Origin of the sequence: Clostridium sp., assembly GCF_032552055.1 — a bacterium.
GTDB lineage: Bacteria > Bacillota > Clostridia > Clostridiales > Clostridiaceae > Clostridium.
Genome location: NZ_JAWGSV010000056.1, coordinates 1 through 15,023, shown reverse-complemented (window position 1 = coordinate 15,023; position 15,023 = coordinate 1). Strand labels below are relative to the sequence as shown.

The window sequence follows — 15,023 nt, the reverse complement described above, 5'->3', positions numbered from 1 at the left end:
AACGTGAGCGTAGTGTCTGTTTTCAGTTTCGTATTCAACGTGTGATGTATTGATTGTGATTCCTCTTTCTTTTTCTTCAGGAGCCTTATCTATATCAGCATAGTTGAATGCTTCTGCATAACCTCTGTTTGCTAAAACTGTTGTTATAGCAGCTGTTAATGTTGTCTTACCGTGGTCAACGTGACCAATTGTTCCAATGTTTACGTGTGGTTTACTTCTTTCGAATTTTTGCTTTGCCATTGTAAAATCCTCCTTTATGGAAATTAAATTATATGAACCTTCTTAGTTATTATATCTAATTCAGTTCTTTTTTTCTATACTTATATTGATTTTCATTTAGTATTTACATACTAAATTTTCTTTGTAATGTTACTAATAATATAATTATTAGTAACATTACTTAAATTTATAACTAAAACTAAAATTAATTAGCCTCTTTCACTCTTAATCTTTTCTTGAATGCTCTTTGGAACTTCTTCGAAGTGATCGAATACCATTGAGTAAGTTCCTCTACCTTGAGTTCTTGATCTTAAAGTAGTTGCATATCCAAACATTTCTGAAAGTGGAACGAATGCTCTAATTATTTGAGCTCCATTTACAGCTTCCATACCTTCGATTCTTCCTCTTCTTGAGTTAAGGTCACCCATTACATCTCCCATGTATTCTTCTGGAACTGTAACTTCAACCTTTTCTACTGGCTCAAGTAATACTGGATCTGCTTTAGCCATAGCATTCTTAAATGCCATAGATCCTGCTATCTTGAAGGCCATTTCAGATGAGTCAACTTCGTGGTATGATCCATGAACTAACTTAACTTTGAAGTTAATAGTTTCATATCCTGCTATAACCCCGTTCTTAGCTGCTTCTTGAATACCATTGTCTATAGCTGGAATGTATTCTCTTGGAACAGCTCCTCCAACGATAGCATTTTCAAATACGTATTCTCCTTCAGTTGGTTCCATTTCAATAACAGCATGACCGTATTGTCCTTTACCACCTGATTGCTTAGCATATTTAGCTTCAGCTTTAACAGCTTTTCTGATTGTTTCTTTGTAAGCAACTTGAGGAGCACCAACGTTACACTCAACTTTGAATTCTCTAGTTAATCTATCAACTATGATTTCTAAGTGAAGTTCTCCCATACCTGCAATAATTGTTTGACCAGTTTCTTGATCAGTATGAGTTCTGAAAGTTGGATCTTCTTCAGCTAACTTAGCTAATGCTAATCCCATCTTTTCTTGACCAGCTTTTGTCTTTGGCTCTATAGCTACAGATATAACTGGTTCTGGGAATTCCATTGATTCTAATATTATCGGATTACTTTCTGCACAAAGAGTATCCCCTGTAGTAGTGTTCTTTAATCCAATTATTGCTCCTAATTCACCTGCTTCTAATGATTCAACCTCTTCTCTATGGTTGGCATGCATCTTAACAAGTCTTCCGATTCTTTCTTTCTTTCCCTTAGTTGAGTTTAATACATAAGTACCACTTTGCATAATACCTGAATAAACTCTTGTAAAGGCAAGTTTTCCTACGAATGGGTCAGTAGCTATCTTAAATGCTAAAGCTGACATTGGAGCTTCATCTGAAGCTTCTCTTGAATCTTCTTCACCTTCTAAAGTAGTACCTTTAATTGCTGGAATATCTAATGGTGATGGTAAGAATGCAACAACTCCATCAATCATTTGTTGAACACCTTTGTTTTTGTAAGATGATCCACAAATACATGGAACTATTTCATTAGCTATAGTAGCTTTTCTTAAAGCAACCATCATTTCTTCTAGAGTTAATTCTTCACCTTCTAGGTATTTTTCCATTAACTCTTCATCTGATTCAGCTATAGCTTCTATAAGAGCCATTCTATACTCTTCAGCTTGATCTACTAACTCAGCTGGAATTTCTTCTTCTCTAACATCTTTTCCTAGGTCATCATAGAACACAATAGCCTTGTTAGTCATTAAGTCTATCATTCCCTTGAATTGATCTTCTGATCCAATTGGAATTTGTATTGGAACAGCGTTAGCTTTTAATCTATCTCTTACAGTGTTGATACATCTGAAGAAGTCTGCTCCAGTAGCATCCATCTTGTTAACATATATCATTCTTGGTACACCGTATTTGTCTGCCTGTCTCCAAACAGTTTCAGTTTGTGGTTCAACCCCACTCTTTGCATCTAGAACTGTAACAGCTCCATCAAGTACTCTTAATGATCTTTCAACTTCAACTGTGAAGTCTACGTGACCCGGAGTATCTATTATATTTAATTCGTGGCCTTTCCATGAACACATAGTAGCAGCAGAAGTAATTGTTATACCTCTTTCTTTCTCTTGTTCCATCCAGTCCATTTGTGAAGCACCTTCGTGTGTTTCACCTATTTTATGAGTTTTACCTGCATAAAATAATATACGCTCAGTAGTTGTTGTCTTACCAGCATCTATATGAGCCATTATCCCAAAGTTACGGAATTTATCTAACGGATAATTTCTTGCCATCTATAGTCCTCCTCTCAACGAGTAATTTTAAATTCGACAAAACTGTTTTGGTTTTACACCAAAACAGTTTGTATATTAGTATCTGTAATGAGCAAATGCCTTGTTTGCTTCAGCCATCTTATGAGTATCTTCTCTCTTCTTAACAGCTGCTCCAGTATTGTTAGCTGCATCCATTAACTCTCCAGCTAATCTTTGAGCCATTACCTTTTCGCCTCTTTTTCTAGCTGCTGCTAAAATCCATCTAAGTCCTAAAGTCTGTCTTCTTTCTGGTCTTACTTCGATAGGAACTTGGTAGTTAGCACCACCTATTCTTCTAGCTTTAACTTCTAATAAAGGCATTACATTGTTCATAGCTTCTTCAAATACTTCTAAAGCTTCTTTGCCTGTTTTTTGCGCCATTATTTCAAACGCTTCGTAGCATATTTTTTGTGCTACTCCTTTTTTACCATCTTCCATAACGTTGTTTACTAACTTAGTAACAACCTTTGAGTTATATATTGGATCTGGTAATACATCTCTTTTTGCGATATGTCCTTTTCTTGGCACTTTTCTTCCCTCCTTAACATGATAAATTTAAGTTCATTGGTACTCTGCAATTAAACATTGCCGTAAAGTGCTCACTTCTTCATCTATATAAACTTAATTTATAAATCTATGTAAATGCTGAAGACAAGCACTGTTATAGTTTATTTACTAAACTATTTTTTTGCCTTCGGCTTTTTAGCACCGTACTTTGATCTTCCTTGCATTCTGTTAGCTACTCCAGCACAGTCAAGTGCTCCTCTTACGATATGGTATCTAACACCAGGAAGGTCTTTTACTCTACCACCTCTTATAAGAACAACGCTATGCTCTTGTAAGTTGTGTCCTACACCACCGATATATGCGCTTACTTCGAATCCATTTGTAAGTCTTACTCTCGCAATTTTTCTTAAAGCTGAGTTAGGCTTCTTAGGAGTAGTTGTTTTAACAACTGTACAAACCCCTCTTCTTTGTGGACACTCGTTAAGTGCTGGTGCTGTTGACTTGTTGATAACAGTTTTTCTGCCTTTTCTTACTAATTGGCTAATAGTTGGCATTTTTTCACCTCCTGAAAATTTTTTATCTATATATCTAATATTTAAGATAAAAGCTTAATTAAATTTTTTTCATGAAGTAGAAACCCTCAATAAAGATTCATAGAGGCTCAGTTCATGACTTTGCCTCCATGACTTCATGTAGGCAATTCTATTAGCGTGTATCTTAAAAATCACACAATTGGTATTTTATCATTTAAGCATACACATGTCAATAAAATTGCTATCTATTATTCAATAGTTTCTACTACTTCATTTTCTACTGGAAGCTCCTCTACATCTAGCTTTACGTTTCTGTATTTCATCATTCCAGTACCTGCTGGTATTAACTTACCAATAATAACATTTTCTTTTAATCCTACCAATGGATCTATCTTACCTTTAATTGCTGCTTCTGTAAGAACTCTAGTAGTTTCCTGGAAGGATGCTGCTGATAAGAAACTATCAGTTGCAAGAGCTGCTTTAGTAATACCTAATAATGCTTGCTCTCCCTTCGCTTCTTCTCCACCAAATTCTCTTACTCTTTCATTTTCTTCAATAAAGTCGAATACATCAATCATTGTACCTGGTAGTAAATCAGTATCTCCAGAGTCTGATACTTTTACCTTTCTAGTCATTTGTCTAACAACTACTTCTAAGTGCTTATCATTGATATCAACACCTTGTAATCTATAAACTTTTTGAACTTCTGATAATAAGTATTTTCTTGCTCCATCAATACCTTTTATAGCTGCTATATCATGTGGATTTACTGAACCTTCTGTTACTTCATCCCCAGCTTCTATAAAGTCACCATCTGATACCTTTAATCTTGAACCAAACGGAATTTCATAACTACGTTCTTCTCCATCTTCAGCCATTACAATTACAGTTCTCTTTTTCTTAGTTTCTTCAACCTTAACAGAACCTGTAATTTCACTTACTATAGCTAAACCTTTAGGTTTTCTTGCTTCAAATAACTCTTCAACTCTTGGAAGACCTTGTGTAATATCGGCTCCAACTACTCCCCCTGTATGGAAGGTTCTCATTGTAAGCTGAGTTCCCGGTTCTCCGATTGATTGAGCTGCAATAATACCTACTGCTTCACCTATATTGATCTTTTGAGCTGTTGCCATGTTCATACCATAACACTTAGAACATACTCCTACTTTACATTTACATGTAAATACAGATCTAATCTTAACTTTTTTAACTCCAGCTGCTGCAACTTTTTCTGCAACATCTAGTTCCATATATTGATCAGCTTCTACCATTACTTCACCAGTTTCAGGATGAACTATTGGTTCTGCTGTATATCTACCATATAATCTTTCTGCTAAGCCTTCAATAGCTTCATTTCCTTCTTTTATTTCTGAAACAACGATACCTTCTGTAGTACCACAATCTACTTCTCTTACGATAACATCTTGTGATACGTCAACAAGTCTTCTTGTTAAGTATCCTGAGTCAGCTGTTTTAAGAGCCGTATCGGCATTACCTTTTCTAGCTCCGTGTGTAGATATGAAGTATTCTAAAACTTCAAGACCTTCTCTAAATGATGCTCTGATTGGTAATTCTATAATCTTACCAGTCGGGCTGGCCATAAGTCCTCTCATACCAGCTAATTGCTTAATTTGAGACTTAGATCCTCTGGCCCCTGAGTCAGCCATCATGAATATTGGATTGAATTTATCCAAGCTATCCATAAGTGCATCCGCAACATCTTCAGTTGTCTTAGTCCATTTTTCTATAACTCTTTCATATCTTTCTTCTTCAGAAATGAAACCTCTCTTATACATCTTTTCGATTTTCTCTACTGTATCATCCGCTTCTTTAAGTAATCTATATTTAGCTTCTGGTACTATCATATCAGATGCTGCAACAGTTACTGCTCCAATAGATGAGTAGTGATATCCTAATGCTTTGATCTTATCTAGCATTATAGATGTATTAGTTGGTCCGTGAACTGCATAACATTTATCAATTATAGTTCCTAATGTCTTCTTAGTTATTAAGAAGTCAACTTCTAAATTAAATTCTTCTTCTTTGTTATTTCTGTTAACAAAGCCTAAATCTTGAGGAATTGATTCGTTAAATATTAGCTTACCTACTGTAGTATTAATTATACCTGATTTAACTTCTCCATTTACCTCTTTAGTCATCTTAACTTTAATAGCAGCATGTATAGCAATCTCTCCTACTTCATAAGCCATTATAGCTTCATCTTTAGAGTAGAATGCTTTACCTTCTCCCTTGGCTCCTTCTTTATCCATTGTTAAATAGTATGAACCTAGAACCATATCTTGAGTAGGTACACAAACTGGTTTACCATCAGATGGCTTCATTATATTTCCTGCTGCAAGCATTAAGAATCTTGCTTCTGCTTGTGCTTCAACTGATAATGGTACGTGAACCGCCATTTGGTCTCCATCGAAGTCAGCATTATAAGCAGTACATACAAGTGGATGTAATTTAATAGCTCTACCTTCTACTAAAACAGGTTGGAATGCTTGAATTCCAAGTCTATGTAGGGTAGGTGCACGGTTTAATAGAACTGGATGGTCAGTAATAACTTCTTCAAGTACATCCCATACTTGATTATTTACCCTTTCAACCATTCTCTTAGCACTCTTTATGTTATGAGCAACTCCATCTTCAACTAACTTCTTCATTACAAATGGTTTAAATAATTCTAAAGCCATTTCCTTTGGAAGCCCACATTGATACATCTTAAGCTCTGGTCCAACAACGATAACTGATCTACCAGAGTAGTCAACTCTCTTACCAAGTAAGTTTTGTCTAAATCTTCCTTGCTTACCTTTTAGCATATCTGATAAAGATTTAAGTGGTCTGTTTCCAGGACCAGTAACTGGTCTTCCTCTTCTACCATTATCAATAAGTGCATCAACCGCTTCTTGAAGCATTCTCTTTTCATTTCTTACAATGATATCAGGTGCTCCTAGGTCTAAAAGTTTCTTTAATCTGTTATTTCTATTAATAACTCTTCTATATAAATCATTTAAGTCAGAAGTTGCAAATCTTCCTCCATCTAATTGAACCATAGGTCTAATATCTGGTGGAATTACAGGAATAACGTTTATTACCATCCATCTTGGATCGTTACCTGATTTTCTAAATGACTCAACTACTTCTAATCTTCTTATAATTCTAACTTTCTTTTGACCAGTGCTTACTTTTAATTCTTCTTTAAGCTCTTTTGTTTGAGAGTCTAAATCAATCTCTCCAAGTAATTGTTGAACAGCTTCTGCTCCCATTCCAGCTACAAAGCTTTCATCACCATATTTATCTACAGCTTCTCTATATTCTTTTTCATTTAGAAGTTGCTTCTTTAATAATGGTGTTTCTTTAGGGTCAATTACTACATATGAAGCAAAGTATAGTATTTTTTCTAAAGCTCTTGGTGACATATCTAAAAGTAATCCCATTCTTGATGGAATTCCTTTGAAGTACCATATGTGAGAAACTGGGGCAGCAAGTTCAATATGCCCCATTCTTTCTCTTCTTACCTTAGCCTTAGTTACTTCAACTCCACATCTATCACAAACTATGCCCTTATATCTTACTCTCTTATATTTACCACAATGACATTCCCAGTCCTTGATAGGTCCAAATATTCTTTCACAGAATAGACCATCTCTTTCTGGTTTTAGAGTTCTATAGTTTATGGTTTCAGGCTTCTTAACTTCACCTCTTGACCACTCTCTTATTTGATCTGGTGAAGCTAAACCTATTTGTATAGCATCAAAATTATTCAATTCAAACAAGGGTACATCCTCCCTTCAAATTTAGTGTTCATCATTTACAAAGTCATCAAGTTCTAAGTCTTCTTCGTGGAAGCCATCTAAAGCAAAGTTCTCGAATTCAACTTCTTCCTCTACTTCTACTTCATCTTCTGACAATGTATAACTATCATCTATATTTACTTCTTCAGAAACAACATCCTCTGTACCTTCGATGTTAACTTCTAAATCTTCCATATCTTCTTCTGCAAATTCTTTAAGTCTTACTTCTTGGTTTTCGTCATTTAATACTTTAACATCTAAACATAAAGCTTGAAGTTCTTTTATAAGTACTTTAAATGATTCTGGAACTCCTGGTTCTGGGATATTTTCTCCCTTAACTATAGCTTCATATGTCTTAACTCTACCTACAACATCATCTGACTTAACAGTTAATATTTCTTGTAGTGTGTGAGCTGCACCATATGCTTCTAATGCCCAAACTTCCATTTCTCCAAATCTTTGACCACCGAATTGTGCCTTACCACCAAGTGGCTGTTGAGTTACTAATGAGTAAGGTCCTGTTGATCTTGCGTGAATCTTATCGTCAACTAAGTGAGCTAGCTTTAAGATATACATTATTCCAACAGTAACTTCATTATCAAATGCTTCTCCTGTTCTACCATCATATAGTACAGTTTTTCCATTTGCATTGTATCCTGCTTTTTCTAAGCATTCTTCTATATCTTCTTCAGTTGCACCATCAAATACAGGAGTAGCTATATGCCATCCTAATTGACTTGCTGCCCATCCTAAGTGAACTTCTAGTACCTGACCGATGTTCATACGAGATGGAACCCCTAGAGGATTTAAACAGATTTGTAGTGGTCTTCCGTCTGGTAGGAATGGCATATCTTCTTCTGGAAGAACTCTTGATATAACCCCTTTATTACCGTGACGTCCAGCCATCTTATCCCCAACAGAGATCTTTCTCTTTTGAGCTATATAACATCTTACTAGCTCGTTAACTCCAGGATTTAATTCATCCCCGTTCTCTCTAGTGAAGACTTTAACATCTACAATTATACCTGCTTCCCCGTGAGGAACTCTTAATGAAGTATCTCTTACTTCTCTTGCCTTTTCACCGAAGATAGCTCTTAATAGTCTTTCTTCAGCTGTTAATTCAGTTTCTCCCTTAGGTGTTACTTTACCTACAAGAACATCTCCTGATCTAACTTCAGCACCTATTCTGATGATACCTCTATCGTCTATATCTTTTAATGCATCTTCACTTACATTAGGAATATCTCTAGTTATTTCTTCAGGTCCTAGTTTAGTATCTCTAGCTTCACACTCATATTCTTCTATATGAATAGAAGTAAAGACATCTTCTCTAACTAATTCTTCAGAAATAAGCATAGCATCCTCGTAGTTATAACCTTCCCAAGTAATGAAGCCCATTCTTATGTTCTTACCTAATGCTATTTCACCTAGATCAGTTGATGGACCATCAGCTAATACTTGGTTTTTAAACACTATTTCACCCTTATCTACTAAAGGTCTTTGGTTTATACATGTACCTTGGTTACTTCTCTTAAATTTAAGAAGTTTATATACGTCAGTTCCTCCATCAGAATCTCTTTTAACTCTGATTTCACTAGCACTTACATATGTTACTTTACCAGCATTTTTAGCCTTTGGTAAAACTCCTGAATCTACAGCAGCTTTGAACTCTATTCCTGTACCTACTACTGGAGCTTGTGGCTTTAATAATGGTACTGCTTGACGTTGCATGTTAGATCCCATCAGTGCTCTTGAAGCATCATCATTTTCAAGGAAAGGTATCATAGCTGTTGCTACAGATACTATTTGTCTAGCTGAAACGTCTATTAAATCAACTTCTTCAGCATTAACTACTAAGATATCATGCTTGCTTCTAACAGTAACTCTGCTATCAACGAACTTTCTATCTTCACCAATAGGTTCTTTAGCTTGCGCTACAAGATATAGGTCTTCTTCATCTGCTGTGAAGTATCTTATTTCATCTGTTATTACTCCATTTACCTTATCAACAACTCTATAAGGTGTTTCAATAAATCCATATTCATTAACCTTAGCATATGTAGCTAAAGAGTTAATAAGACCTATGTTTGGTCCTTCTGGAGTTTCGATTGGACACATTCTACCATAATGTGAATGGTGAACGTCTCTAACTTCGAAACCAGCTCTTTCTCTTGAAAGACCTCCTGGTCCTAAAGCAGATAATCTTCTCTTATGAGTTAATTCTGAAAGCGGATTTGTTTGATCCATGAATTGTGATAATTGAGAGCTACCAAAGAATTCTTTAATAGCAGCTGCAACTGGTCTAATGTTTATTAACATTTGAGGAGTTATAGCTTCTTGGTCTTGAATAGTCATTCTTTCCTTAACTACTCTTTCCATTCTTGATAAACCAATTCTAAATTGATTTTGTAATAACTCTCCAACTGATCTTAATCTTCTATTACCTAGATGGTCTATGTCATCTACATAACCGATAGAATAAGCTAAACCTATTTCATAGCTTATTGTTGCAAAGATATCATCTTTTATTATATGTTTAGGTATAAGCCTAGTTATATTTTTCTTAATTTCTTCTTTAATAGTTTCTTCATCATCGTAATTATCTAGTATTTCTTTTAATGTTGGATAATGAACATATTCCTTGATATTTAAATCTTCAATATCAAATGATATGAACTTATTTATATCAACAAAGTGGTTACCAATTACTCTAACTACTTTATCTTCTACTAGTATATCAACTGAATTGATACCTAAGTTTTGAATTTCTTCAGCAGTAATTCTGCTAATTTTCTTACCTTGCTCTACTATAATTTCTCCAGTTTCAGGATTAATTATGTCTGTAGCTGCAATTTGGTTGACTAATCTTAAATTTAATGCTAATTTCTTATTAAACTTATATCTACCAACTCTTGATAAATCATATCTTTTCGCATCAAAAAATAGGGAATCTATAAGAGATACAGCGCTATCCACTGTTGGTGGTTCACCTGGTCTTAGTCTCTTGTATATTTCCAATAATGCTTCTTCTTTAGTCTTAGTATTATCCTTTTCTATAGTAGCTTTGAATCTTTCATCTTCTCCAAAATACTCTAAAAGCTCTGCATCACTTCCAAAGCCCATAGCTCTAGCTAATATAGATATAGGAAGCTTTCTAGTTTTATCTATTCTTACATAAATAATATCGTTAGAATCAGTTTCATATTCTAACCATGCTCCCCTGTTTGGAATTACTGTTGATGAGTATAACTTTTTACCTGTTTTATCAACATTAAAATTGTAGTATACTCCTGGTGACCTAACAAGCTGACTTACAATAACTCTTTCTGCACCATTAATGATGAAAGTTCCTTGATCTGTCATTAATGGGAAGTCACCCATAAACACTTCTTGTTCTTTAATTTCTCCAGTTTCATTGTTTTGTAATCTAACTGAAACTTTTAGTGGTGCAGCATAAGTAGAATCTCTTTCCTTACACTCTTCCACTGAATACTTAATATTATCCATATCTAGTTTATAATCTACAAATTCTAAAACAAGATTGCCTGTAAAATTCGTAATAGGATTAACGTCATCAAATACTTCGTGAAGACCTTCCCTTAAAAACCATTGATATGAATCCAACTGTACCTCAATAAGATTTGGCATTTCTGTTACATCTTTAACTTTACCAAAACTCATTCTAGTTCTTTTTCCGACTTGGACAGGATGTACCATGAATTTTCACCCCTTGTATAAAACTAAAATAACCAAAAGCATAGCTTCCCTAAGGACTTTTACTTTCGGACAACATCACTTATTAGTATAACCACGTTTTACGCGCTTATACAAATTTTTCATATGAATATATACCTACCCATAATGAATAGTACATTTAATGATACTATCATATTACAGATTCAATGTCAATTATTTTTCTTGTATAAATTATGTTAATTTATTATTTTTATCATTTTAGCAATTTATAAAACTATATAAAGTATTCCAGCACCTCATATTTTATATAGTTTCATTTAGACAATCAAAAAGGTGCCATTACAGCACCTTTTTATTTTAAAGTTAATTACTTAACTTCTACTTCAGCTCCAACTTCAGCTAATTTAGCTTTCATGTCTTCAGCTTCTTCTTTTGAAACGCCTTCTTTAATTGTCTTAGGAGCTCCGTCAACTATTTCCTTAGCTTCCTTTAATCCTAATCCAGTTAATTCTCTAACTACTTTGATAACCTTGATCTTTTGGCCACCAGCGTTAGCTAATACTACGTCAAATTCAGTCTTTTCTTCTGCAGCTGCAGCACCACCTGCAACAGCTCCTGCAACAGCTACTGGAGCAGCAGCGCTAACACCAAATTCTTCTTCACAAGCTGTAACTAGCTCGTTTAATTCTAAAACAGTCATTTCTTTTATTGCTTGAATTATATCTTCTCTTGTCATTTTAATTGCACCTCCAAAATTTTTATCAGTTATTATTCAGCTGATTCTGATTCTTTTTTCTCTTTAATCGCATTTAATAAGTATGCTAGGTTTGATAATGGAGCCTTGAAGCTTCCAAGAAGTTTTGCGATAAGAACTTCTTTTGATGGTATTGTAGCAAGCTTTTCAACTTGAGCTTTATCATAAACTACACCATCTACCATACCAGCTTTTAATTCTAGTTTCTTGTGATCCTTAGCAAATGTGTGTAACACTCTTGCAGGAGCAGTAGCATCTTCGTAACCGAATGCTATAGAAACTGGTCCTTCTAAGTAAGCATCTAAGCCTTGAATTCCTAATTCATTAGCAGCTAAAACTACTAAGTTGTTTTTGTAAACTTTGTATTCAACGCCTGCTTCTCTTAGGTTCTTTCTTAAAGTTGTATCTTCTTCAACTGTTAAACCTTGATAGTTAGCTAGAACAACGCCTTGAGCTTTTTCTAACTTTTCTTTAATTTCAGCTACTTTAGCTTCTTTTAATTGTCTATTCTTGTTCATTACTGTGTGTCCACCTCCTCACAGTTTTTAACTGCAAATTTATATTAAGAAAGGCCTTCCCATAAGACATAGGAAGACCACAAATAATTACTTACCTTGGTGTTCCTCGGTAGGCAATTATTTAAACCTTTCGGCACCTACTGTCTTTGGAATCAGTATTCTTTTTAACAACATAAAAGATTTTATTACATAATCTTTTATTTGTCAATACTAATCTAAAACTTTTGTTGGGTTAACTTTAGCTCCTGGTCCCATTGTGCTTGAAACTGATACTGATTTAATGTATTGTCCCTTAGCAGCAGCTGGTTTAGCTTTGATTAATGCATCCATTAAAGTGTTGAAGTTAGCTTGAAGCTTTTCTACTCCAAATGACTTCTTTCCGATTGGGCAGTGAACGATAGCAGTCTTATCAACTCTATATTCAACCTTACCAGCTTTAATATCAGCTATTGCTTTAGCAACATCAAATGTTACTGTACCTGATTTTGGGTTTGGCATTAATCCCTTAGGTCCTAAAACTCTACCGATTCTACCAACAACACCCATCATATCTGGTGTAGCTACAACTACATCGTAGTCGAACCAGTTTTCGCTTTGAATCTTTTGAACTAATTCTTCAGCTCCAACGAAATCTGCTCCAGCTTCTTGAGCTTCCTTAGCTTTTTCTCCCTTAGCAAACACTAAAACTCTTACAGTTCTACCTGTTCCGTGTGGAAGAACAACAGCTCCTCTTACTTGTTGATCTGCATGTCTTGGGTCAACCCCTAATCTAACATGTAGTTCTATAGTTTCATCAAACTTAGCCTTAGCAGTTTTAACAGCTAAATCTAAAGCTTCAAATGGAGTGTATAATGCACTCTTATCTATTAATTTTGCACTTTCAATATAATTCTTTCCCATGATTTGCCTCCTTTGTGGTATTAGCGGTTTTTACCTCCCACTTTTTTACGAATTACTCTTCAACAGTTACTCCCATACTTCTTGCAGTACCTTCGATCATGCTCATAGCAGTTTCGATAGTAGCCGCATTTAAGTCTGGCATCTTTAACTCAGCAATTTTTCTTACTTGATCTTTTGTTAACTTACCAATTTTAGTTCTGTTTGGAACTCCTGAACCACTTTCGATTCCTAATTCCTTTTTAATAAGAACTGCTGCTGGTGGAGTTTTTAGTATGAAACTAAAAGATCTATCTTGGTAAACTGTTATTACAACTGGGATTATTAATCCAGCTTGATTAGCAGTCTTTGCATTAAACTCCTTACAGAATCCCATAATGTTAACACCGTGTTGACCTAATGCTGGTCCTACTGGTGGTGCTGGTGTCGCCTTACCTGCAGGAAGTTGAAGTTTAATCATTCCTGTTACTTTCTTAGCCATGTTATTATTCCTCCTATACTGTGGTAATACGGACTTTAAGTCCTCCCACTTTATTAAAACATTAGCTTATATTAAACTAATTTTTCAACTTGTGTAAATTCTAATTCAGCAAGAGTTTCTCTGCCGAACATATCTATTGAACCTTTAAGCTTACGCTTTTCTAAGTTTATCTCTTGGATTATAGCCACAAATCCTTTTAGTGGTCCAGAGATAACACTTACACTTTCCCCAACCTCTAAATCTATCTCTACAGGTGCTTCTTGAACTCCCATAGATTCGACTTCTTCATCAGTTAGGGGAACTGGTTTAGAAGCTGGGCCAACAAATCCTGTTACACCCCTTGTGTTTCTAACCACATACCATGACTCATCAGTCATTAGCATTTTTACTAACACATATCCAGGAAACTTTTTCTTTAGAGAAATCTTTTGTTTCCCATCTTTCTCTTCTACAACTTCCTCCATAGGAACTTGTATATCCTGAAGCAAGCTTTGAAGATTTCTATTTTCAATGGTTTTTTCAAGATTTGCTTTAACTTTGTTTTCGTAGCCTGAGTATGTGTGTACTACATACCATCTTGCTTTTTCGCTCATATTTTCTTATAGGCAATCACTGCCTAAACCTCCTTATTTTAGATTTAATATTAATTTAAAGAGGTTTTGAAAAATATAGTCAAACCCACCTACTAATACTATATATATTAGTACAACTACGCCAACTGCAATTAACGCTTTTTTAGTTTCATTTTTAGATGGCCAAGTTATTCTTTTAACTTCTGCCTTAACCTCTCTAAAAAACTTTAATATACCACCTTTTTCAGATGGACTTTTCGCTACTTTTACATTTCCTTTAACAGCCATTACTTCACATCCTTAATTATTGTGAGTATATGTCATCACTATACAGCTAACTACTTAGTTTCTTTATGAAGTGTATGTTTCTTACAGAATTTGCAATACTTATGCATTTCTAATCTGTCTGGGTTGTTCTTCTTATTTTTCATTGAATTGTAATTTCTTTGCTTACACTCTGTGCATGCTAAAGTTATCTTTACTCTCACAGTCTGCACCTCCAGTTTACCGTAAATAATATAAAACCTTATACTTTATGTTAATTTATTTTTCGTTAATTACCTAAACACATTACCATAAAACATGTATTATGTCAATATATATGACCTTCATAGGACTAGGTAATGAAACCCAGCCCTACGAAGTATTTATTAATCTTTGTTACTATTCGATTATGCTAGTAACAACTCCTGAACCTACAGTTCTTCCACCTTCTCTAATAGCGAATCTTAATCCTTCATCCATCGCTACTTGAG

General features: G+C 34.7%; 13 protein-coding genes, 1 pseudogene and 1 other annotated feature. All 14 genes and pseudogenes read right to left on the bottom strand.

Features of this window, described 5'->3' with window-relative positions; translation table 11 throughout:
* Positions 1-240, bottom strand: a 240-nt coding sequence (locus tag E6248_RS06005; RefSeq protein WP_291668950.1) for a GTP-binding protein, incomplete at its 3' end; no start/stop codon positions are given.
* A 188-nt stretch (positions 241-428) separates the two neighbouring features.
* Entirely contained in the window at positions 429-2,492 is a 2,064-nt protein-coding gene (gene fusA, locus E6248_RS06000) for an elongation factor G (RefSeq protein ID WP_316339908.1), read from the bottom strand.
* A gap of 75 nt (positions 2,493-2,567) precedes the next feature.
* Positions 2,568-3,038 (bottom strand): 30S ribosomal protein S7, encoded by a 471-nt coding sequence (gene rpsG, locus E6248_RS05995; protein WP_136006835.1) that lies wholly within the window; start codon positions 3,036-3,038, stop codon positions 2,568-2,570.
* Positions 3,039-3,190: 152 nt separating this feature from the next.
* Positions 3,191-3,571, bottom strand: coding sequence for a 30S ribosomal protein S12 (gene rpsL, locus E6248_RS05990; RefSeq protein WP_136006833.1), 381 nt, complete (start codon positions 3,569-3,571; stop codon positions 3,191-3,193).
* 227 nt (positions 3,572-3,798) lie between these two features.
* On the bottom strand, positions 3,799-7,332 hold the full coding sequence (gene rpoC / locus E6248_RS05985) for a DNA-directed RNA polymerase subunit beta' (RefSeq protein WP_316339907.1): 3,534 nt from the start codon (positions 7,330-7,332) through the stop codon (positions 3,799-3,801).
* A gap of 21 nt (positions 7,333-7,353) precedes the next feature.
* Complete coding sequence (rpoB, locus tag E6248_RS05980; protein ID WP_316339905.1) at positions 7,354-11,067, bottom strand: DNA-directed RNA polymerase subunit beta; 3,714 nt, start codon at positions 11,065-11,067, stop codon at positions 7,354-7,356.
* 346 nt (positions 11,068-11,413) lie between these two features.
* Positions 11,414-11,782 (bottom strand): 50S ribosomal protein L7/L12, encoded by a 369-nt coding sequence (gene rplL, locus E6248_RS05975; RefSeq protein ID WP_136006827.1) that lies wholly within the window; start codon positions 11,780-11,782, stop codon positions 11,414-11,416.
* Positions 11,783-11,814: 32 nt separating this feature from the next.
* Positions 11,815-12,318: a 50S ribosomal protein L10 gene (gene rplJ, locus E6248_RS05970; protein ID WP_316339904.1), complete on the bottom strand. Its 504-nt coding sequence runs from the start codon at positions 12,316-12,318 to the stop codon at positions 11,815-11,817.
* Positions 12,319-12,355: 37 nt separating this feature from the next.
* Positions 12,356-12,486: a sequence feature (ribosomal protein L10 leader region), on the bottom strand.
* A 42-nt stretch (positions 12,487-12,528) separates the two neighbouring features.
* Positions 12,529-13,218, bottom strand: coding sequence for a 50S ribosomal protein L1 (gene rplA, locus E6248_RS05965; RefSeq protein ID WP_316339903.1), 690 nt, complete (start codon positions 13,216-13,218; stop codon positions 12,529-12,531).
* 52 nt (positions 13,219-13,270) lie between these two features.
* A complete protein-coding gene (rplK, locus tag E6248_RS05960) occupies positions 13,271-13,696 on the bottom strand; it encodes a 50S ribosomal protein L11 (protein ID WP_136006822.1) in 426 nt (141 codons plus the stop codon).
* 71 nt (positions 13,697-13,767) lie between these two features.
* On the bottom strand, positions 13,768-14,289 hold the full coding sequence (gene nusG, locus E6248_RS05955; protein WP_136006820.1) for a transcription termination/antitermination protein NusG: 522 nt from the start codon (positions 14,287-14,289) through the stop codon (positions 13,768-13,770).
* A 33-nt stretch (positions 14,290-14,322) separates the two neighbouring features.
* Positions 14,323-14,556, bottom strand: coding sequence for a preprotein translocase subunit SecE (secE, locus tag E6248_RS05950; protein ID WP_316339902.1), 234 nt, complete (start codon positions 14,554-14,556; stop codon positions 14,323-14,325).
* Positions 14,557-14,606: 50 nt separating this feature from the next.
* On the bottom strand, positions 14,607-14,756 hold the full coding sequence (gene rpmG / locus E6248_RS05945; RefSeq protein ID WP_008681213.1) for a 50S ribosomal protein L33: 150 nt from the start codon (positions 14,754-14,756) through the stop codon (positions 14,607-14,609).
* Positions 14,757-14,931: 175 nt separating this feature from the next.
* Positions 14,932-15,023, bottom strand: a pseudogene (locus E6248_RS05940) (elongation factor Tu); the annotation flags it as partial.